The sequence below is a fragment of the Phocaeicola coprocola DSM 17136 genome, from assembly GCF_000154845.1.
Lineage (GTDB): Bacteria > Bacteroidota > Bacteroidia > Bacteroidales > Bacteroidaceae > Phocaeicola > Phocaeicola coprocola.
In genome coordinates this window covers 1-22,022 of the sequence record NZ_DS981494.1, presented here as the reverse complement: position 1 = coordinate 22,022, position 22,022 = coordinate 1, and the positions used below count along the sequence as shown (strand labels likewise).

16 protein-coding genes and 4 tRNA genes are annotated in these 22,022 nt (G+C 42.4%); 5 read left to right on the top strand and 15 right to left on the bottom strand.

Features of this window, described 5'->3' with window-relative positions; genetic code table 11:
- The first annotated feature begins 501 nt into the window (after window positions 1-501).
- Window positions 502-1,539, top strand: coding sequence for a transposase (locus tag BACCOP_RS13595; RefSeq protein WP_007570070.1), 1,038 nt, complete (start codon window positions 502-504; stop codon window positions 1,537-1,539).
- A gap of 126 nt (window positions 1,540-1,665) precedes the next feature.
- On the opposite strand, the gene BACCOP_RS13590 is transcribed toward BACCOP_RS13595, so the two are convergent.
- The 6 genes from BACCOP_RS13590 to trpS all read right to left on the bottom strand — a co-directional run bounded on the left by BACCOP_RS13590 (window position 1,666) and on the right by trpS (window position 3,878).
- A tRNA-Val gene (locus tag BACCOP_RS13590) sits at window positions 1,666-1,740 on the bottom strand.
- Between the two features lie 20 nt (window positions 1,741-1,760).
- A tRNA-Val gene (locus BACCOP_RS13585) sits at window positions 1,761-1,835 on the bottom strand.
- 37 nt (window positions 1,836-1,872) lie between these two features.
- Window positions 1,873-1,947 (bottom strand) — tRNA-Val (locus tag BACCOP_RS13580).
- 35 nt (window positions 1,948-1,982) lie between these two features.
- Window positions 1,983-2,057 (bottom strand) — tRNA-Val (locus BACCOP_RS13575).
- A gap of 149 nt (window positions 2,058-2,206) precedes the next feature.
- Window positions 2,207-2,617: a hydroxyisourate hydrolase gene (gene uraH / locus BACCOP_RS13570; protein ID WP_007570069.1), complete on the bottom strand. Its 411-nt coding sequence runs from the start codon at window positions 2,615-2,617 to the stop codon at window positions 2,207-2,209.
- A gap of 166 nt (window positions 2,618-2,783) precedes the next feature.
- Entirely contained in the window at window positions 2,784-3,878 is a 1,095-nt protein-coding gene (trpS, locus tag BACCOP_RS13565) for a tryptophan--tRNA ligase (RefSeq protein ID WP_007570068.1), read from the bottom strand.
- A 128-nt stretch (window positions 3,879-4,006) separates the two neighbouring features.
- On the opposite strand from trpS, the gene carB reads away from it, so the two are divergent.
- Window positions 4,007-7,231 (top strand): carbamoyl-phosphate synthase (glutamine-hydrolyzing) large subunit, encoded by a 3,225-nt coding sequence (carB, locus tag BACCOP_RS13560; RefSeq protein ID WP_007570066.1) that lies wholly within the window; start codon window positions 4,007-4,009, stop codon window positions 7,229-7,231.
- A 129-nt stretch (window positions 7,232-7,360) separates the two neighbouring features.
- Here carB and BACCOP_RS13555 read toward each other — a convergent pair whose 3' ends face one another.
- Window positions 7,361-7,921, bottom strand: coding sequence for a sugar O-acetyltransferase (locus BACCOP_RS13555; RefSeq protein ID WP_007570062.1), 561 nt, complete (start codon window positions 7,919-7,921; stop codon window positions 7,361-7,363).
- 18 nt (window positions 7,922-7,939) lie between these two features.
- Window positions 7,940-8,455: a TlpA family protein disulfide reductase gene (locus BACCOP_RS13550; RefSeq protein WP_040312096.1), complete on the bottom strand. Its 516-nt coding sequence runs from the start codon at window positions 8,453-8,455 to the stop codon at window positions 7,940-7,942.
- Window positions 8,456-8,579: 124 nt separating this feature from the next.
- Between BACCOP_RS13550 and yaaA the strand changes: the two genes are divergently transcribed.
- Window positions 8,580-9,344, top strand: coding sequence for a peroxide stress protein YaaA (gene yaaA / locus BACCOP_RS13545; RefSeq protein ID WP_007570059.1), 765 nt, complete (start codon window positions 8,580-8,582; stop codon window positions 9,342-9,344).
- Window positions 9,345-9,429: 85 nt separating this feature from the next.
- On the opposite strand, the gene mutL is transcribed toward yaaA, so the two are convergent.
- From mutL to guaB, 7 genes are all read right to left on the bottom strand, one after another.
- Window positions 9,430-11,316 carry a DNA mismatch repair endonuclease MutL gene (mutL, locus tag BACCOP_RS13540; protein ID WP_007570057.1) on the bottom strand — a complete coding sequence of 629 codons (1,887 nt, stop codon included), beginning with the start codon at window positions 11,314-11,316 and terminating at the stop codon, window positions 9,430-9,432.
- A 12-nt stretch (window positions 11,317-11,328) separates the two neighbouring features.
- The gene (locus tag BACCOP_RS13535; protein ID WP_007570054.1) at window positions 11,329-11,625 is read right to left on the bottom strand and encodes a hypothetical protein; all 297 of its coding nucleotides are present in this window, start codon (window positions 11,623-11,625) and stop codon (window positions 11,329-11,331) included.
- Window positions 11,626-11,629: 4 nt separating this feature from the next.
- On the bottom strand, window positions 11,630-13,345 hold the full coding sequence (locus tag BACCOP_RS13530) for an OstA-like protein (protein WP_007570052.1): 1,716 nt from the start codon (window positions 13,343-13,345) through the stop codon (window positions 11,630-11,632).
- Window positions 13,346-13,360: 15 nt separating this feature from the next.
- A complete protein-coding gene (locus BACCOP_RS13525; protein WP_007570050.1) occupies window positions 13,361-14,734 on the bottom strand; it encodes a peptidylprolyl isomerase in 1,374 nt (457 codons plus the stop codon).
- A complete protein-coding gene (locus tag BACCOP_RS13520) occupies window positions 14,727-15,590 on the bottom strand; it encodes a peptidyl-prolyl cis-trans isomerase (protein WP_007570047.1) in 864 nt (287 codons plus the stop codon). Before BACCOP_RS13520 ends, BACCOP_RS13525 begins: the two co-directional genes overlap by 8 nt.
- A gap of 46 nt (window positions 15,591-15,636) precedes the next feature.
- Window positions 15,637-16,998, bottom strand: coding sequence for a peptidylprolyl isomerase (locus tag BACCOP_RS13515; RefSeq protein ID WP_007570045.1), 1,362 nt, complete (start codon window positions 16,996-16,998; stop codon window positions 15,637-15,639).
- A 146-nt stretch (window positions 16,999-17,144) separates the two neighbouring features.
- A complete protein-coding gene (gene guaB / locus BACCOP_RS13510; RefSeq protein ID WP_007570043.1) occupies window positions 17,145-18,620 on the bottom strand; it encodes an IMP dehydrogenase in 1,476 nt (491 codons plus the stop codon).
- Window positions 18,621-18,991: 371 nt separating this feature from the next.
- Between guaB and BACCOP_RS13505 the strand changes: the two genes are divergently transcribed.
- Both BACCOP_RS13505 and istA read left to right on the top strand, forming a co-directional pair.
- Window positions 18,992-20,122, top strand: a complete 1,131-nt coding sequence (locus tag BACCOP_RS13505; RefSeq protein ID WP_007565353.1) for an ISAs1 family transposase — start codon at window positions 18,992-18,994, stop codon at window positions 20,120-20,122.
- A gap of 594 nt (window positions 20,123-20,716) precedes the next feature.
- On the top strand, window positions 20,717-22,022 hold a 1,306-nt coding region (istA, locus tag BACCOP_RS13500; RefSeq protein ID WP_007570041.1), incomplete at its 3' end, for an IS21 family transposase.

The window sequence follows — 22,022 nt, the reverse complement described above, 5'->3', positions numbered from 1 at the left end:
AACAATCAAATATTATGATAACATTACAGACAGAGGAAAGCGGTAATATGTAGGTACTGCCTCCATAACTGAAGCTGATGATATGTCAAGAACCGACTCCTGAAGAAATGAAGTTCGTTCAATTTGTACAACGAGCAATCAAGCCTACACAAACCGCATATCAACTTTTTCAGAACTATTTTCACAACCCAGTTAGTGCATATAGTCAGATTAAGAATATTTCAATCGCAAAAAAACGCATGATTAAAACATTCTTTGTATATATGTGCACATGTGATGGACCTATTAACGAAGGGGAGCAGCAGGCGTTAGACCTTCTTGATACGTTGTGTGATTTCCCATATATGAGTATGGGTGAAATCGAGAACGAATATAAGATGTTTTTTGGACTATAGTATTTCTACTATTGCGATTGATAAAAAAGGCGCATCACCCACTACGGATGGTGCGCCAATTTTAATAGAGAGTAGGTAACCATTCTATTCTTCGCCTTGACACACATTGCAGCCTAACCTTTTTGAGCATGAAACTTTCGACTGGTTTGCGTTCAACGGCTCTATCATCAGCAAGCATCTCACAGGCAAAAGAAAAGCCATCGCCATCGATCCTTCCTATATTCCCAAATCAGGCAAGAAGACACCTTGGATAGGTTACTTCTGGTCTGGTTGTGCAGGAGAATACAAGCGTGGACTGGAAATCATGGGCATCGGTGTCATTGACATCGACAATCATGAATGCATGACTTTAGGTTCCATTCAGACGCCAGATTGTAAGACCTTGGATAATATGGACAAGAGCCTCGTTGACTGGTACAGCAGCTATCTTATCTGTAGAAAAGACAAGCTACAGAGCCTGTCCAGAACGGTGGTTGCAGACGCATTCTTTTCCAAGGAAACATTCATAACACCTATGTGTGAGAACGATTTCCATGTCATCAGCCGCTTTCGGAATGACGTAATCCTGTACTATCCGACATTGGAGCAGAAAACAGGAAAACGTGGTCATCCCAAGTGGTTTGACGGCAGGATTGACTTTGCCAATCTGGATTTGACCCGGTGCAAGGAATACGAGGTGAACAAAGGAAAGCTATACGGATTGAGGGTATATGCAAAAGCTCTCAAAAGGTATGTTTCCTTAGCCGTCTGGTATCCGATGGACGGGAGGACAGACAAGTGGCAGCTTTACTTCTCTACAGACGATTCCATGGATGGACGTGAGGTGCTGGATTATTACAGAACCAGGTTCCAACTGGAATTTTGCTTTAGAGATGGCAAGCAGCATGCAGGAATCACCAACTGCCAGTCAACCGACTTCAGGAAGTTGGATTTTCACTTCAATGCATCGCTCGCAGCTGTCAACTTGGCCAAAGCGGCATGTAAGAGGCTCGGAATAGCCTATTCCATATCCTCTTGCAAGTCATTCATACACAATGCTTATATGCTTGAACGATTTATTTGCGTGTTCGGGATTAACCCAGACATGCAAGTTATTGACAAACTTTTCAAAGAACTCATTTTATTTACTGCCAGAGCCGCTTAGGCTTGGCGAATTTTTAACGAACTATTACTTGTATTATTACTTAATAAACAAGAATTTCCAAGAAAAGGTTCATTTTAAAAAAAAGACATAAAAAAAGAGTTTCACTTTTCATGTGAAACTCCTCAGTGGACGTTGACGGATTCGAACCGCCGACCCTCTGCTTGTAAGGCAGATGCTCTGAACCAGCTGAGCTAAACGTCCGAAATCAATATTTAATTTAGTGGGCGTTGACGGATTCGAACCGCCGACCCTCTGCTTGTAAGGCAGATGCTCTGAACCAGCTGAGCTAAACGCCCCAAAGGGGAAAATTTGACCATTTATGCTTTTGGGAAGTGGGCGTTGACGGATTCGAACCGCCGACCCTCTGCTTGTAAGGCAGATGCTCTGAACCAGCTGAGCTAAACGCCCCAAAAGCCAATTAAAGAACGAGAAAAAATTCGGAGTGGGCGTTGACGGATTCGAACCGCCGACCCTCTGCTTGTAAGGCAGATGCTCTGAACCAGCTGAGCTAAACGCCCGAGATCTCGTTCTCAATTGCGGTTGCAAAGGTACGGCTTTATTTTGAATATGCAAATATTTGCCTCATTTTTTTTACTAAAACTGCCATAAAGTACACAAAACAGTATTATTTCAAAGCTTCAAACCTCTATCTATCCCCCTTTTCAGGTCAGTTTCCTCTATAAGTTGAGTAACCATAAGTCGACAAAGTTATAGGCACATGATAGTGAGTTCTTCCTTTCAACTCAAAAACAACTTCAATAAAAGGGTAAAATGTTTCCTGACCCAACAAGTCAAAATATAGCTTTACGTGATAAACCAATTTATATATTCCATCATGTTCCGTACCATCTTCTTTCAGGAAATCTTTTACACGACCATTTTCATCAGTCAGTTTCTCCTCCACCATCAACCATTTTCCATCTGTATGCTGCTTGTACAGGCTGATCTTCACATTAGGAGCCGGTTTTCCCTGAGTTATATCCAAGATATGGCTAGACAACTGGTAAGAAGACTCTTGAGCCAGTCCAACGCCCAAAAACAGAAACATAAACGTGCAGATTAATGTAAATTTTTTCATAAGCGATATAATTAAGATAAACAAATAGATATATAGATAGAATAAAAACAGAAAAAATATTCATTTTGTTCGAAAAGTACATAATAAAAATCGCCATCCAGCATGTATACCTTAAATATATACAATGCTGAATGGCGATTTCTGATTTATAAATATAACCGGATTTTTATTCCTGTCCAAAGCGTTTTGCCTGCTCTTCAATTAAAGCAGCATCATCAAAATAATTGATTTTCATAGCACGGCGGACTTCATCCATTGTCTGAGCAGCAGTTTCACGAGCAACTTCACATCCTTTTTTCAACATATCATAGACAGCCGGAATATCTTTCTCAAACATTTTACGACGTTCGCGTATCGGAGTCAGTTCTTCCTGCATAATAGCAGCCAGGAACTTCTTCACCTTCATATCTCCCAGTCCTCCATGAGTGTAATGAGCTTTCAGTTCATCCAAGTTCGGATAATCGGGCAGGTAACGTTCAAAATGTTCAGGACGGCAAAAAGCATCCAGATAAGTAAATACGCAGTTTCCTTCGAGTTTTCCCGGATCGCTGACTTTAATATGAGTAGGATCTGTATACATACTTTTTACCTTCTTTTCTACTTCATCGGCCGAATCTGAAAGATAAATGCAGTTTCCTAATGATTTACTCATCTTAGCCTTACCATCCGTTCCCGGCAAACGCATACAAGCAGCATTATCCGGCAGAAGAATTTCCGGTTCAACCAATGTTTCTCCGTAAATATGATTGAATCGACGAACGATTTCTCTTGTTTGTTCAATCATCGGTTCCTGATCTTCACCAACAGGCACTGTAGTAGCCTTGAAAGCAGCAATATCAGCAGCCTGACTGATAGGATAAGTAAAGAAACCTACCGGAATGCTTGTTTCAAAATTACGCATCTGAATTTCAGTCTTTACTGTAGGATTACGCTGCAATCGAGAAACAGTCACCAAATCCATAAAATAGAAACTCAATTCACAAAGTTCCGGAATTTGCGACTGAATAAAAATAGTCGACTTAGCCGGATCAAGTCCCGCAGCAAGATAATCCAAAGCCACTTCGATTACATTCTGACGTACTTTTTCCGGATTATCAATATTATCAGTCAAAGCCTGTCCGTCAGCTTCGAAAACAAATATTTTATCGTAGAGTCCCGAATTCTGAAGTTCCACACGACGACGTAATGAACCTACATAATGTCCGATATGCAGTTTCCCGGTAGGACGGTCGCCGGTAAGTATAATTTTCTCCTTTTTCATTATTAAATTTTTGATAATTATTAATTAGCAGCAAAGATAAGCAAATCCTTTGTTTTCTTCAAAATTAATTGTTTCTTTGCATATATAAGATATTGAGAGAACAACCAATAAATCTATTAATAAACACCATGAAGAAAGAATTAAAGAAAGTCCTGGTACTCGGATCAGGCGCACTTAAAATCGGCCAAGCCGGAGAATTCGACTATTCAGGCTCGCAGGCATTGAAAGCCTTGCGTGAAGAAGGCATCAGCTCTGTATTAGTAAATCCTAATATTGCTACTATCCAAACTTCGGAAGGCATTGCCGACCAAGTATATTTTCTACCGGTTACTCCCTACTTTGTAACTGAAATCATCAAAAAAGAACGTCCCGACGGTATTCTGCTTGCTTTTGGAGGTCAAACAGCCTTGAACTGCGGTACAGAATTATACCAGACAGGAGTATTGAAAGAATATGGCGTACAGGTACTGGGAACATCGGTAGAAGCTATCATGTATACCGAAGACCGTGATTTGTTCGTCAAAAAACTGGATGAAATAGAAATGAAAACTCCAGTCAGCCAGGCCGTAGAAAATATGGAAGATGCGCTGGCCGCAGCACGCAGAATCGGTTATCCGGTTATGATCCGTTCGGCATACGCATTGGGCGGACTGGGTAGCGGTATTTGCCCGGACGAAACTAAATTTATTGAATTAGCAGAAAGTGCTTTCACATTCTCTCCACAAATATTGGTAGAAGAATCACTGAAGGGATGGAAAGAGATAGAATTTGAAGTAATCCGTGATGCAAACGACCACTGCTTTACAGTTGCAAGCATGGAAAACTTCGACCCGCTGGGTATTCATACAGGCGAATCTATCGTAGTCGCTCCTACTTGTTCACTGACTCAAGAGCAGGTGACTATGTTACAGGATTTGTCTAAGCAATGTATCCGACACCTGGGAATTGTTGGAGAATGTAATATCCAATATGCTTTCAATGCCGATACAAACGACTACCGTGTAATTGAAGTAAATGCCCGCCTCAGCCGTTCTTCTGCTTTGGCATCAAAAGCCACAGGATACCCGCTGGCATTCGTCGCAGCCAAAATAGCATTGGGATATACACTCGACGAAATCGGTGAAATGGGTACTCCGAACTCAGCGTACGTAGCTCCTTCACTCGATTATTTAATCTGCAAGATTCCACGTTGGGATTTAACCAAATTTGTCGGTGTATCACGCCGCATCGGCTCCAGTATGAAATCTGTAGGTGAAATCATGTCAATCGGACGCTCATTCGAAGAAATCATCCAGAAAGGACTTCGCATGATCGGACAAGGCATGCATGGCTTTGTAGGCAACGACCACACACGTTTCGACAATCTGGACGACGAGCTTGCCAACCCGACCGACTTGAGAATCTTCGCCATTGCTCAGGCTTTGGAAGAAGGATATGATATCCAGCGTATTTACGACCTGACCAAAATAGATCCTTGGTTCATCGGAAAATTAAAAAACATTGTTGATTACAAAGTTAAACTGCAATCATACAATTCATTGGAAGAACTTCCAGCAGAAGTCTTGAAAGAAGCAAAAGCGCTGGGATTCTCTGACTTCCAGATCGCACGTTTCGTATTGAAACCAACCAGCGGCAACATGGAAAAAGAAAACCTTGCCGTACGTGCATATCGTAAAAAACTAGGCATCCTGCCTGCCGTGAAACGCATCAATACTGTTGCATCCGAACATCCGGAACTGACAAACTACCTCTATATGACGTATGGAGCAGACGGATATGATGTAAACTATTACAAGAATGAAAAGTCAGTTGTAGTACTTGGCTCTGGTGCTTACCGCATCGGTTCATCTGTAGAATTCGACTGGTGTTCGGTCAATGCTATCCAGACAGCACGCAAGCTGGGATATAAGTCCATCATGATCAACTATAATCCGGAAACAGTTTCTACCGACTACGATATGTGCGACCGTCTATACTTCGATGAACTTTCGTTCGAACGTGTACTCGATGTAATAGATCTGGAACAGCCTCGTGGCGTTATTGTATCTGTAGGAGGACAAATTCCGAACAACCTTGCCATGAAGCTTTATCGCCAGTCTGTTCCTATCCTGGGAACTTCTCCGATTTCCATCGACCGTGCCGAAAACCGTAACAAATTCTCCGCTATGCTCGACCAGCTGGGTATTGACCAGCCTGCATGGCAGGAATTGACAAGCCTGGACGATGTTAAGACATTTGTTGCAAAAGTCGGTTATCCGGTATTGGTTCGTCCATCGTACGTACTGAGTGGAGCTGCCATGAATGTATGTTATGACGAAGAAGAACTGACTCGTTTCTTGCAAATGGCAAGTGAAGTATCGAAAGAATATCCTGTAGTTGTTTCACAGTTCATGCAGGAAACCAAAGAAATCGAATTCGATGCAGTTGCACAAAACGGTGAAGTTGTAGAATACGCCATTTCTGAACACATCGAATATGCCGGTGTACATTCTGGTGATGCTACACTTGTATTCCCTGCCCAGCAGATCTATTTCTCTACGGCACGACAAATCAAAAAGATAAGCCGTCGTATTGCCCAAGAACTTAATATATCCGGACCATTCAACATTCAGTTCCTGGCACGTAAGAACGAAGTGAAAGTAATCGAGTGTAACCTGCGTGCATCTCGTAGCTTCCCGTTTGTATCCAAGGTTCTGAAACGCAACTTCATCGAGACTGCTACCCGTATCATGCTGGATGCACCGTATACCCGTCCGGACAAATCGGCATTCGATATCGACCGCATCGGAGTTAAGGCTTCTCAATTCTCATTCGCACGCTTGCAAAATGCCGACCCTGTACTAGGAGTAGACATGTCGTCTACCGGAGAAGTGGGATGCTTGGGTGACGATTTCAACGAAGCATTGCTCAATTCTCTGATAGCAACCGGATACAAGATTCCAAAACAATCTATCCTGTTGTCTTCGGGAGCAACCAAATCGAAAGTAGATTTACTGGATGCAAGCCATATGTTAAGCAAAAACGGTTATCACATTTATGCTACAGCGGGAACTGCAACCTTCCTCAATTCACACGGAATCCCTACCACACCAGTATTCTGGCCAGATGAACGTCCGCATGCAGAAAACAACGTGATGAAAATGATAGCCGAACATAAGTTTGACCTGATAGTCAACATTCCGAAAAATCACTCTAAACGTGAGCTGACAAACGGTTATCGTATCCGTCGTGGTGCAATAGACCACAATATTCCGTTGATGACCAATGCATGTCTTGCTAAGGCATTCATCGAAGCCTTCTGCCAGATGAAGCAGGAAGATATCCAGATAAAGAGCTGGCAAGAATACAAATAAAATTAAGTTGTGCAGCCATTGAATATGCTCTGAAAAGTTATATACACTATAACTGACAAATAAAAAACAGCCATATCAGACTCATAATTCCATTGAGTGATGACATGGCTGTTTTTATTGATTGTACTATTATTCTTTGCTATCCAATCTCCTCTTCACTATTGCCGGATTACCTACCGCTAAGCTATCAGATGGAACATCCTTTGTCACCACACTGCCAGCCCCGATGATACAGCGGTCTCCGATAGTTACTCCTGGAAGAATTATGGCTCCTCCACCTATCCAGCAATCCTTACCAATCGTAACCGGATATGAATACTCTTTCGAAGCACGACGCTCACGATAATCGATAGGATGATGCGGAGTGTATATTTGTACGTTAGGGGCAATCAGGGTATAGTCACCTATCGTAATATAAGCCCCGTCCAGAAAAGTACATCCGGCATTCACAAATACATGTTCGCCCAGCCGTATTCCATGCCCATGGTCGCAATGGAAAGGAGGCATAATGACAGATGTTTCAGGAATACCCGGTATTAAATCCTCCAAAACCGTACGATAATCATCGTCGTAAGTCGACATGGTACGGAACTTAGCCAACAGTTTCTTACAATGACGGAAGCTGTCTTGCACTTCGGGAGCACTGAAATCGGCAAGCAGGCCGCTACGCATTTTCTCTATCTCATTCATGGCATCTTGGCAAATAAATTATTTCAAAGCTTCTTCGATAGTATCCATCAGTTTCTGAAACTCTTCCGGAGTATACCCGGTAGAAGTATAAATCAGTTTACCATCCTTACCAAACAGATAAGCGCGGGGAATACTCTGGTCGGCAAACAGCGAGAATACTTCACGTTTCGGATCAGGATAAAGCGGGAAAGTAAACTTTTTACGCGCATTGTATTTGGTCAGGTCTGCATCTGTATGTTCACGTCCAATTACCAACAAACGGAAATTCTCGTTATCTTTATATTTCGGATAAAGCGTGCTTTGCACTTCTGCAAGCTCTTTCTGGCACGGTCCGCACCAAGTAGCAAACAGACTTACCAGCACCACCTTCCCTTTCAAATCGGAAGGAGTCACTTGTCCGTATACATCCGAGTTTAATGTAAACTGAGGCATTGTATCGCCTATCTTTACCTTTTCCACACTATTTTGAGCATGAGCTCCCACAAAAAACAGCATCAGAGCCATTATCAGGTCACCGATTTTCAACGATTTCATCATATATTATCAGAATTAAATAAAACAATCCTATCTATCGTCAACAAATATATGTCTTTTCCGAACAAAAACCCTTGCAGAAATGTATCTTTGTAATGAGATTTAACAAAAACAGCAACAGCTTATGATGATTTATATTTCGTGTGCCAAGACAATGACTGCACGCAGCCGCCAGCAAGTTCCCTATACGACTGTTCCCTATTTCGAAAAAGAAGCTCACGAAAATGCCATGCACATGGCACAGTTCAGTACCGAAGAGTTGACCCGCTTACTGCGCATAAACAATAAGCTGGCAGCCGAAAACGTGCTCCGCTATCATGACTTTTTATCTCCCGATGCCCCTTCGCTTCCGGCACTGCTGGCTTATACAGGGATTGTATTCAAACGCCTCAATCCAAAAGATTTCACAGAAGAAGACTGGAAGTATGCGCAGCAGCATCTGTTTATCACTTCTTTTCTCTATGGATTATTGCGACCACTGGATTTAATCAAGAATTACCGACTGGAAGGCGACGTACGCATGCCCGAACACGGAGATATCACGATGTTCGAATACTGGCGACCTTTGCTGACAGAATATTTCATAACCGAAATAAAAAAACAGGGAAATCTCCTGATAAATCTGGCAAGCGCCGAAATGAAGGATCTGTTCCATTGGAAAGAGGTTACTCGAGCTGTAGAAGTTGTAACACCGGAGTTCATGGTATACAAGAATGGCAAACCTACGACAGTAGTTATTTATGCTAAAATGTGCAGAGGAGAAATGACCCGTTTCATTCTAAAAAACCGCATAGAAGATATAGAATCACTGAAAAGTTTCGAATGGGAAGGCTTTACGTTCGACGAAGCGTTAAGTCAGGATAATCGTCTGATTTTCACTTTAAAATAAAGCAATAAAAAAACTTGCGCATATTTTATAAAAAACATGCGCAAGTTTTATCTAAAACATCCTGAAGTTTTTCAAAAACATCAGGTTATTTGAAAAGTTTCTCCAGATCATCTTCTTTCAATACAGAAAGTACCACTTTGCCATCAGGTGTATAGTTAGGTGTAGAAACAGCAAAAAGCTCATCTACCAGATTATTCATTTCTTCATTTGTCAATACCTGTCCCGGCACGATAGCCGCAGCTTTTGCCAGTGACAGAGCCAACATACTTTGTACTTCTTCCTTTACTTTACAACCTTTCTCGATTGCCGTTTGTACCATATTTGTTACCAATGTTTCCGGATTCAGTCCTTCAATACCAGCCGGAATTCCATTAATAGCATACGAACCTCCTCCAAGATTGCTAAGTTCAAAGCCCAATGCTGTCAGGTCATCCATAATCTCCTCCAATACAGGTATTTCTGCCGGAGAAAAATGTACCATATCTGGAAACAACATACGCTGTGATACGTTTCTCCGATTTGCGATCTGATTCATGTACTGATCGTACAAGATACGGATATGCGCACGCTGCTGATCAATGATCATCAGCCCGGATTTGACAGATGTCAGAATATAGCTTCCCTTATACTGATAGTGTTGCGCCGACTTTTCGGCTATCGCTCCCTCAGCATGTTCATCATACAGCATTGGTTCCGGCTGTTGTTCAGGTTCACTCCAAGTTTCATCAGGTATAGGAGAAGCAGGCATATCCCACGAAGATGAACCCTTTTTCTCCAGTCCTTGAAACAGAGGCTCCCATTCTACATGCTGCTTCTGATAAGAAGAAGGTGAATATTGTGAAGGAGGAACCGATGAAACATTAAACGGATTATACGACGGATCGTACGATGTAGAAGGAGGACGAACTCCCGAAACCGGAGCAGCATCGAAAGCCGGAATATCAGGCATACCTTCCGTATCAAAATCAATAGAAGGAACTGCATTAAACCGACCTAGGGTTTCCTTTACTGCCGCCGACAGGATCTGCCAGATAGGCTGCTCGTTCTCAAATTTTATTTCAGTTTTTGTAGGATGAATATTTACATCAATATTTGCCGGATCGACATCAAAATAAATGAAATAAGAAACTTGTTCCCCTACAGGAATAAGGTTTTCATAAGCATCGACTACCGCCTTATGGAAATAAGGATGACGCATGTATCGGCCGTTGACAAAAAAGAACTGACGGGCTCCTTTCTTACGTGCCGTTTCTGGCTTTCCGATAAATCCATGTATCTTCACCATGCTGGTTTCGATATCAAGCGACAGCAAATCCTGATTCAGCTTCTTCCCGAATACTCCCATAATACGCTGGCGTAACTGAATAGCCGGAAGGTTTAACATCTCCGTATCATTATGATGAAGTGTAAACGATACTTCAGGATTGACTAAAGCAATACGTTCAAATTCCGTAAGGATATTGCTCAGTTCTGTCTGATTGGATTTCAGGAACTTACGGCGGGCTGGAATATTGAAGAAAAGGTTTTTAACTGAAAAATTACTTCCGTGCGGACATGCCACCGCTTCCTGGCTCTCTACTTTGGAACCAGAAATGCAAATACGAGTACCCAGTTGCTCTCCTTCCTGACAGGTACGAAGTTCAACCTGAGCTACTGCTGCGATAGAAGCAAGCGCCTCTCCACGAAATCCCATGGTATGAAGAGCAAACAAATCGGCTGCCTGACGTATTTTTGACGTAGCATGACGCTCAAAAGCCAGACGTGCATCTGTTTCCGACATACCCTTTCCATCGTCTATCACCTGAATACAAGTCTTGCCTGCATCAGTTATCAAAACGTCTATGTGATGTGCTCCGGCGTCGATGGCATTTTCAACCAACTCCTTTACCACAGAAGCCGGGCGCTGTATCACTTCGCCCGCCGCAATCTGGTTGGCTACGGAATCGGGCAACAAACGGATTACATCGCTCATAACATGAAAAGTTTAAAAAGTAAATTCTCCAGTCACCAAATAGTGCAAAATATATGCAAGTACAGCTATTGCCACAAATATGGTAGCATAACTCAAAGGCTTACGTCCGCTTTCTTTACGGCGTTTCAGATAAGTTGTACCTTCGATAAACTTACCCCGTATATCTTCGGGAGAAAATTCCTTAGGGGGAAGCATACCCAGGTCACGCTTTGCGTTTTCCTCTATCTTCTGTAATTTTTCTTTTCGTTCGTCCACGTAAATATACTCATGGTGATATGCACGTGGTTTTCTCATCGTAAACATTCCCATAGCGCTACTCCTTTTTGGTTTCAAATAAATGCTGGTTTGGCAATTCTACCGGTCCACGTACGTTCTTCTTCAACTGGTCTTCCACTTTCTTGCTTCTCCAGTTGAATATATCTTCCTTGTTCAGCGGACGTATATAGTCGAACCATACAAAATTCTGCAACTTATCAGTTCCCGAAGGAATCTGAGTGATAGGATAAAGTGTACCGTTCGATTTTGGACTCATCACCATTTTCTCCAGTTTCTGATTCTCCAGATAGATATCCAGCTTACTTGTTTCGGATACATTCATACCAATCAGCGTACTGTCCGAGTCCATCGGATAATAAACCACACGTACCGATCCGATCACTTCTGTTTTGTACATCTGGCGGTCACGGAAATATGCCTTCATTTCCTTTCCTGTTACCTGATTGTATTTCGTCGTATCCAACTGTTCTACAGATAAAGCCTGATTGATGATATGTGCCCAGTCGATAGTACTGTCATTCATATAAATACATATTTTCTCTCCTACCAGCTGCTGACTTTCATTCCATAAAATCGGATCACGATACATTGTCAGACAACTGTCTTTTGACGAGAAGACCAATGAATCGGCCACTCCTTGTACATCGGTACGGTAAAAACGAACTTTATGGAAAGCACGCATTTCGCGGAACATTGAGTCAGTATCCAGATGGAAAGTTTCCATCAGCAGTGTATCTCCATGCAAGAACAAACTATCTCCCTGAGAATAGTCGATGGCAACGGCCTTATCGGTAGCAAACGCATATCCTCTTTTTTCATTATAAAAGCCGTATTCTCCCGTCATCATATTCTTGTTAATGGTATCGGTCAGTACCATATTACGGAATGCTTCACCCAATCCTTCGTTACGGTCATAAAACAAAGAGTCACCCGTCAGTTGTTTTCCCTCGTTTGTAAGAACTGAACGATCCAGCAGATATGCTTTTCCCGTCATCGTATTGTAAGTACCACGTTCTGAGTAGATATGGTTATTGTCACTCAGAATATCCGAAGGACCGACAATATTTGCCACCTTACTTGCCGTATTATATTCCAGTGTATCAGAAGTCAGTGTAAACTGAGGGTTTACCAGTTTCACATTATAATTGAAGACAGACTGCTTAGTACCGGGATTATACTCTCCCCACTCCGAAGTCAGCACATTTTGCTCATCCATCAAGGTTCCTCCGTCGAAGAAATATCCCAGATTATACACACGGTCATAATTCAAGCTATCTGTCAGCAAGGTCGTATTACGATTCTCCATACGCACATTCATACGTACTTCAGCTATCTGTGTATTACCATCGTAATACAAGCGGTCGCCATACAAGAAAAGCGTATCTCCCTGATTCATCTTCACATTGCTGAATGCCTCAAACGAACTGATCTTATCGTAATAATAAGCACTGTCGCAATACATATACACACTGTCGTGACGGAAAACAACATTTCCCACCACAACCTGAGCATCCGGATTTCGGGAATCCTTACGCAACAAATCGGAATGTATCAGATAAACTTTACTTTTCGCCGGCTGTTTTTGAGGAGTGGCCTCTCTCTTTCGTACTTTAGTCGTATCTTCCGAAGTCTTCTTCACACGACTCTGTACAGGTTTTTGTGCCAGCAAACAAAAGCCGAACAGGCATAGGATACCTGCTAAAAGCATCCTATGCCCGCCAAATATATTTCTTTTACTTTTCTGTTTCTGCATATATGAATGTAAGTATCAGTTCTTAATCCATCCCGGATATTTGAAATCACAGTTTCTCCAGTCAGGATTAATACGTACATAAGTATTCTTCTGTTTTTCAACGATCCATTTCTGAAGCTTTTCTTCACTTCGTTTGGCAGTTACCATAGCCTTCAGGCGCTGATAGTCTTCAGTTATAGTAGCCTTATGTCCGTCAATACGATTTTTCAGTTTTACGATTGCACAGACTTGTTTTCCTTTAGAATTGATCATAGTAAAAGGTTTCGAGATTTCACCAATCTGCATATTCTCTACCACCTTTGCCACATCCTGTGAAATCAAGCCGGCCAACTGCTGCATTTCGAAACGTGAAGTGCTGCTCTGCGGATTGGCCAGCAATCCATGGTTATTACGTGTATCTTTATCTTGAGAAATCCATGTTGCAGCATCATCAAAAGTAAATTTATTTTTACGGATATCATCTGCAATAGAATCCAGACGTGCCAGCGCAGCATCAATATCTTTCTGGTCTACCTTCGGACGCAACAAAATATGGCGATAGTTTACACGGTCACCTCGCTTTTCTATCAACTGAGCAATGTGATAACCAAATTCTGTTTCGAACACCTTCGATACTTTCTTTGTATCAGTCAAGTTAAAGACCACATTCGCAAACTCCGGCACCAATTCACCACGTCCGGTAAATCCACCTTCTCCTCCACGACGTGCTGTTCCAGGGTCTTCTGAATAAAAACGTGCCAATGTAGAAAATGAGGTTTCTCCCTTGTTCACACGGTCAGCATATTCACGCAACTGTGATTTTACACGTTCTATTTCTTCTTCTGAAATTTTAGGTTCCTGAGTAATAATCTGTACCTCTACCTGAGTAGGAATAAACGGAATACTATCTTGGGGCAACTTGCTGAAATAGTTGCGCACTTCAGCAGGAGTCAGCTTAATATCACCGACAATTTTCTGCTGCATCTGTACTACCGTCTTCTGACTTTTTACATTTTCGCGCAACATCTCGCGGATCTGAGTATACGATTTGTTATAATATTCCTCCATTTTTTCTTTCGATCCAATCTGGTCGGCCAGCCATGCTATACGCTGCTCTACCTCTTGAATCACTTCTTGATCGGAAACCATCACACTATCTATTTCTGCCTGATGCAAATATAGTTTCTGTATGGCAAGCTCTTCGGGTATCACGCAATATGGGTCACCATCGAAATGACGGTTTTCATACTGAGCATTCAATCGTTCGTTTTCCACATCCGACTTTAAAATGGCCTCATCGCCTACTACCCAGACTACCTCGTCTATCACATTGTTCTGTGCATAAACCGAAACACCGGCAAGCAGCAAAAGCATGCATGCATAAAACTTAATAAACTTAAACTTATTCATTGTTCGGATTCAAATAATAAATTATGTCTTTATCGTCTGAAGCTTCCTTATATAAATCATCCTTCATACGATTGATAAACTCCACACGCTTCAGATTAATTAGTATTTCTTTTATTTCACTCTTTGCATATTCTAATGGCAACTGTTGTCCGGCAGGTAGAAAGTTTTCTACATGAAGGAAATAACAATAAGCCGTATCGCGCACTTCTACATTGCGATTACGATTCAAATAATTGGCATCCGTATCAATGGCTTTCAACGGTATTTTGGCTGCAATTTCGGAAACAGGAATCCAGCGATCATAAAAATAATCATAACTCACAGCATTTCCTATACTGAATTTTTCCAGTTTGTCGATAGCGTCCTGAGTGTTTTTCTTATACCAGGCACGTACATTATTCAAATGCTGTGCACTGATTGGCACTTTCATAAACAGTCCCTGCACGTAAGGCTGATTGGCAGAAAACATTCCTGTATTCTGGTTATAATACTGCTCTATTTCAGCATCCGAAATTTCATTTCCCAGCTTTTGATTAACCAGCTCTTCCTGATAAGTATGCATTATCAGTGCTTTTCTGTAAGAAGCAACCAGTTCATCTACTTTCACGTTATCAGGAATGTTGCCTTCTGCTTTCTTATACAAAAGTACATCCTTTATCCAATTATGAATATATTCTTCAGCAAACCGAGCACTATCCTGTCCTCGCATACCGACAGGCATGGCCGCCTGCAAATCTTCCTTGTACAAGAACTCATGACCGACTTCCACCAAAGGAGTCTTTCCTTTATGGTCTACCGCCTGACTGCATCCTGCTAAAGTCATCAGTCCTACAACGAAGATACTGAATTTACCCATTATTAGCCTTATTACTCTGAATCAGTGAACGAAGATACAGTATTAATTAATTACTTCCGCAACAATTAACTGTTTTTAAAACGTCTTGCTCTATTTCTACCCCAAAATGTTGCATTAACGAAGTAAGCAGACCTCTTTCCTGCTCTCTTCGATAGTCAATCTCCACTTCTTCACGAACATCCGAATACTCTTCGGGACCTTTCTTTAGTTTTTTTCCAAAGACACAGATATAAGGATATTTTTTCTCTTTCGGCAAACTTCCACACTTAAAAGCCAGCTTGTCGACATAGGCATTTTTTCCAATTTGGAAGAGTCCGGCTTCCATTGTCGCATTCATCGTAGAATCTGCTTTTACTAGATTACGGAAACTTTCTTCCCACTGAGCGAATGGCTGTTTCTTCAAGTATTTCTTTATGCGAGAAGCTGTTTTTTTATTGGCACACTGAATCACAGCCCCTCTGAAATGTGGAAACTCCCATGTATAATATTTTTTATTTTGAAGAAAGAACTGTTCCAATTCCTGTGGCGTAGCCTCCCGAGGCAAAGACGAGCTATGCAATTTATCCCAAAAAGAAGCCAGCAGCTTATCTTCTGCATCTGTCATACACAAACGTATAGCATCGTTATGCAACGCTCCTTCTCTCCACTGTGTAAATAAATCGTGCTTCAAGGCAGGATGATCCGCTCCTAAGCGTTCCATATAAGCCAACAGATAAGGACGTGCCTCTTCATAACTGATACAAGGCTTTGTATCGGTAAGCCTGATAATATGGACACCTAACGGTGAAAAAAAAGGTTCAGAAAATTCATTTTTTGAAAGAGAAGCCAAACGGTCGGCAAACTCCTGAAGAAGTTCCACTACTGGAATCCATGTTCCTCCCTCCGGCTGACATGAAAAAGAAGTAAAATCTGCTCCGCTCTTCAACTTCGCATAAATCGAATCCATACGGTTACGAGCCGCACGCTCATCAGCCTTAGGCGCATGTTGTGACAACAAAATAGTTATCTGTTCTATTTTGACCCAACCGCTTTTTGAGAGTCTCTCCACAGTCTGTCGGTATAAATCACGGCAAATACGTTCTTCCTGTTCTTTATCTAACAGTACATTCTTCAGTAGTTCACCTCTCATCACCTTACAGTACTGCCTGAAAGCAGGTAACGTATCGCAACCAGACTGACGCATATCAGCAGCTTTCAGCTTTCGGAAAAGAAAATCATCGAAAGCTTCATTCACCGATTCTGTCTGGCATTTTCCGGCAAGACTATGTTTACAATAAAATTCAAACTCCTGTTTGGCTACGGTTTGTCCACCGATACGCAATAAGATATCAGACCGCTCGGCCGCAAACGAAAAACAAGGTATGAAAGGCCACGAAAGCCAAAGAAGTTGTCTTATGAGTTTTATCATTTTAAGTAACAGTTGAGTACAAAAACGAATGCAATAATACAAAATTCACCACAGACTTCATCAGCCGGCAAACACAATAAACGTTAACCTGACAATAAATGAAGTCTGTGGTGATAAATATTCTATAATGATAGAATCATCCAGCCTTACTGAGGACGGCTATAGTTAGGAGCCTCACTGGTAATAGCAACATCGTGCGGATGGCTCTCCAGTACACCAGCATTTGTAATACGGGTAAACTTAGCATTATGCAATTCTGTAATATTATGAGCACCACAATATCCCATACCTGCACGCAATCCGCCTACCAACTGGTATATAACTTCATACAAGGTTCCTTTATAAGGTACACGGGCAGCAATACCTTCTGGCACTAATTTCTTCACGTCATTAGTTCCAGCCTGGAAATAACGGTCCTTTGAACCATTTTCCATTGCTTCCAATGATCCCATACCACGGTATGATTTAAACTTACGTCCGTTGAAAATAATTGTATCACCCGGTGATTCTTCTGTTCCTGCAACGAGTGAACCAATCATTACACTGTAACCTCCGGCAGCCAATGCCTTAACAACATCACCAGAATAACGCAAGCCACCATCAGCGATCAAAGGAACTCCAGTACCTTCCAATGCTTTTGCAACATCATATACAGCAGTCAACTGCGGAACTCCTACCCCAGCTACTACACGTGTAGTACAGATAGAACCCGGACCGATACCAACCTTCACAGCATCTGCTCCAGCCTCAACCAACATCTTGGCTGCTTCGCCAGTAGCAATGTTTCCTACAACAATATCAATATTCGGGAAAGCTTTCTTTGCTTTTTTTAATTTTTCGATAACAGACAACGAATGTCCATGTGCAGTATCGATAACAATGGCATCTGCACCAGCATTTACCAATGCTTCCATACGTTGCAAAGTATCGGCAGTAACACCAACACCGGCTGCAACACGTAAACGTCCTTTAGAGTCTTTGCAAGCCATTGGTTTGTCCTTTGCCTTTGTAATGTCTTTGTAAGTAATCAAGCCAACCAACTTACCGTCCTTACCAACTACAGGCAGCTTTTCAATTTTATTTTCTTGCAGAATTCTGGAAGCAGTTTCCATATCCGTTCCAGGCTCAGTAGTAACAATGTTTTCCTTCGTCATTACTTCATCGATACGCTTTGTCATATCTTTTTCAAAACGAAGGTCACGGTTTGTAACAATACCTACCAGATAGTTTTCATCATCTACAACAGGAATACCACCGATTTTGTATTCTGCCATCAAGTCAAGAGCGTCTTTTACAGTAGAGCCTCTCTTGATAGTTACAGGATCGTAAATCATACCATTTTCGGCACGCTTCACAATAGCTACCTGACGAGCCTGCTCTTCTATAGACATATTCTTATGAATAACACCGATACCTCCTTCACGAGCAATGGCAATAGCCATTTGTGCTTCGGTAACTGTATCCATAGCAGCAGTTACAAAGGGAATTTTTAATTCAATGTTACGTGAAAACTTTGTCGTGAGTTCGACAGCTTTAGGTAATACCTCAGAATAGGCCGGGATTAACAATACATCATCGTAAGTCAATCCGTCCATTACAACTTTATCTGCAATAAATGACATAGGGCTTTATGCTTTAGATTTTATTGCGTGCAAATATACAAATTTTATTCAAATCAGAAAGTAGGATTAACATCTTTTTTTATTTACAACCCACGGCTCTTTCATTTAAAACAACCTCTATAATCCTTGTTATTCTCCGAAAAACCATTATTTTTGCGCACAGCGATGCAGGAAGCACCGCTTCCGGTGTTTCTTTTTATCGTTCATATAAAATTATTTTTGTAGGCGGAAATCAAATGCGACAGAGGTCGTTTTTTGATTTCCGCCTTAATTTTCGCTATGCGAAAATAAGATTTATTTTGCTGATATGCAACATTTTGCATGTCTAATATATAAAAAAGAAACATGCATTCTGCCGTCGTGGCAGCATAATGAAACATCTGAAAGAATTTGTGAAATCAGTGCCGGATTACCGCAGGACAGACAAGGGAAACTACAAATACAAGCTGGAAGATATTCTTCTCCTTGTAATACTCGGACGGCTGGGCAAGTGTATGACAAGACCGGATATAATCAGATTCGGCGAGCGTAATCTGAAACGCTTCCGCTCTTTAGGAATTTTGTTGGACGGTGTGCCTTCTGAACCTACGCTCTGCCGTATATTCAAACATATTGATGATGAAGCCATGTCTGAGCGGATGTCTGAATTTACCTCCACCTTCCATGATGAGCTTGTCGGTTGTGCCGGAGACATCCTCTGTATTGACGGCAAGGCAATGAGAGGGACGGTACTTGAAAACGGACGCACCCCCGACATCGTATCCGCCTATTCCCTTGAAGGAGGTTTCACCCTTGCCACGGACATGTGTGAAGAAAAAAGCAACGAGATAACTTCCGTACCCAAACTGTTGGACAAGGTGGATGTGTCAGGATGCATAGTTACGGCAGACGCCATGTCCTTCCAGAAAGCCATCATAGATAAAATCCGGGAAAAAGGCGGTGATTTCCTTATCGAGCTGAAGGCAAACCAGAGAACTCTGCGATATGGGGTTGAGGACAATGTCGAACTTGCAGAGCCTGTGGATGTATATTCGGAAGGCCCTTTTCTTGAACATGGCAGAATAGAGACCAGAGTATGCCGTATCTTTCGTGGAAATGACCTGATTACGGACAGGAAAAAGTGGAATGGAAATCTGACGGTTGTCGAAATACGGACTGCAACGGAGAGAAAATCTGATGGTCAGAAATCTTCCGAGAGGAGGTTCTATGTCTCCAGTTTTCACGGAAGTGCCAGGCGGCTGAGTACAATAGCCAGAATGCATTGGGCAATAGAAAGCATGCACTGGGACCTTGACCGCAACCTGAGGCAGGACTTCATCAGGCGGAATAGTGCAAGGTCCGCCAGAAACCTTGACACGATACAGAGGATAGTACTGGCAATACTTTCTATATGGAAAGGTAAAAGGAAAAAGCTCTCCGACAAGGCTAAGGGAACGGCCGAACTTATTAGAGAACTTTCTTTGGACTTTACCGCAATGATACATATGCTGGATCAAAAATGAGATAATTTGTAATTTCAGAGGATTCGTAACGTTTTGGGTATCAATCATAACAAAATCCCTACTTCCCATAAGAAGTGGGTGGGGGAATTATGTGCCTTTATCTAAGCTTAAATGAAAGAGCCGTGTTTACAACCATACCCTGATAACTCTGGAACAACGCTTAAAAATAAGAAACAGAATTACATAAAACGACTTACAATTTATACCAAAGTCCAAGAACCTATCAACAGACTACATATTCCGGAGCATACCCGTTCACTTTCCGGCAGCTTATTAGGGTATAAAACCATACCTTAAAAGCGTAATTTTTATCCGTTCATCCCCTAAAAGGATGAAAAAATGGATAACCAGACATTAAAATCTCAATTTTTCCGGAGCATATCCGTTCACCTCCGAGAATTGCAGGTTGTAGCACCCTTTTTCCGGAGCATACCCGTTCACTTTAGACGTATGCTTTCAGATTTTCCGGAGTATATCCGTTCAGCCGTGCATGGAATTGTGAGCGTATATCTTCGTTTCCGGAGCATATCCGTTCATTCTTTCCCCGGTTTCAGTTTCCTTTGTGCTGGTAAGCTAACAAGAAACAGCACAGTCATGGCAGGAACAACAAAGGATATGAGTCTGATAAAACAAGTACTCCAGCTCAAGCAGGCCGGAGAATCCAACCGCGGTGTAAGCCGCAAGTTACCGATTGACAAGGAAACCGTCAACGGTTATGTGAATACAGTAAAAGCCAACGGATGGAACATCAGCGACCTCCTTGAGATTGACGATCCCGAATTGGAACGGATGTTCCATGCTGGTTCTCCGGCATATACGGACAGGAGAATGGAAGAGTTTCTGATCCTGCTACCCAGATACAGGGACCTGCTGGCGGACCCCAAATCCCATGTAAGCCGTCAGGTCCTGTTCGATGAATACCGTGCGACTCATCCCGATGGTTACGGCAAGTCACAGTTCTATTACCATCTGAAGCAGAATCTCGTTGCGAAGAAGGATGTTACGGCCGTACTGGCCAACACCTACAAACCGGGTGAAAAGCTCATGGTGGACTTTGCCGGTGACAAGCTCAGCTATGTGGATGCCGAAACCGGAGAAATTGTCAAGGTGGAGGTGTTTGTCGCCTGCATGCCTTACAGCGACTATACCTATGTGGTATGTGTACCTTCGCAGAAGACGGAGGACTTTCTGTATGCCATAAGGATGTGTCTGGAACATCTGGGCGGTGTACCTTCCATACTGACTCCTGACAACCTCAAATCGGCTGTAATCAGCAATGACCGGCATGAGCCGAAGCTGAACAAGGCTCTTGAGGACATGGGCAACTACTACCATTTCGTGGTACTGCCATGCGACCCGGCATCGCCGACACAGAAGGCTCTGGTAGAGGACTCCGTAAGGATTACATATAACCGTGTCTATGCCAGATTGCGTAACCGTACCTTCCATTCACTCCTGGAACTGAACCGTGCCGTATGGGAGCTGATGGAAAGGCACAACCAGACCCGTATGCAGAAGCGTCCCTACAGCCGTGAGGAGCGTTTTCATGCCATGGAGAAGGAGCTGCTGAAACCCTTGAAACCGGAACCCTATGAGATGCGCCTGTATGCCGATCTGAAAGTACAGGCAAACTGCCATGTGGAGCTGAGACAGGACAAGGTGACCCATTTTTACTCCGTCCCCTATATCCATGTAGGAAAACAGGCAAGAGTAGTCTTTACGCGTTCATGGGTCAAGGTCTATGTGGAGCAGAAACTGGTGGCCTCACATATCCGCAGCCATACATACGGCTATACCACAGTCAGGGAACATCTCGCATCCAGCTGCAGGGTGATTATGGAGCGTTCGGCAGCCTATTATGTGGAGAAAGCAAAAGATATATCACCTGACTGCCATGAAT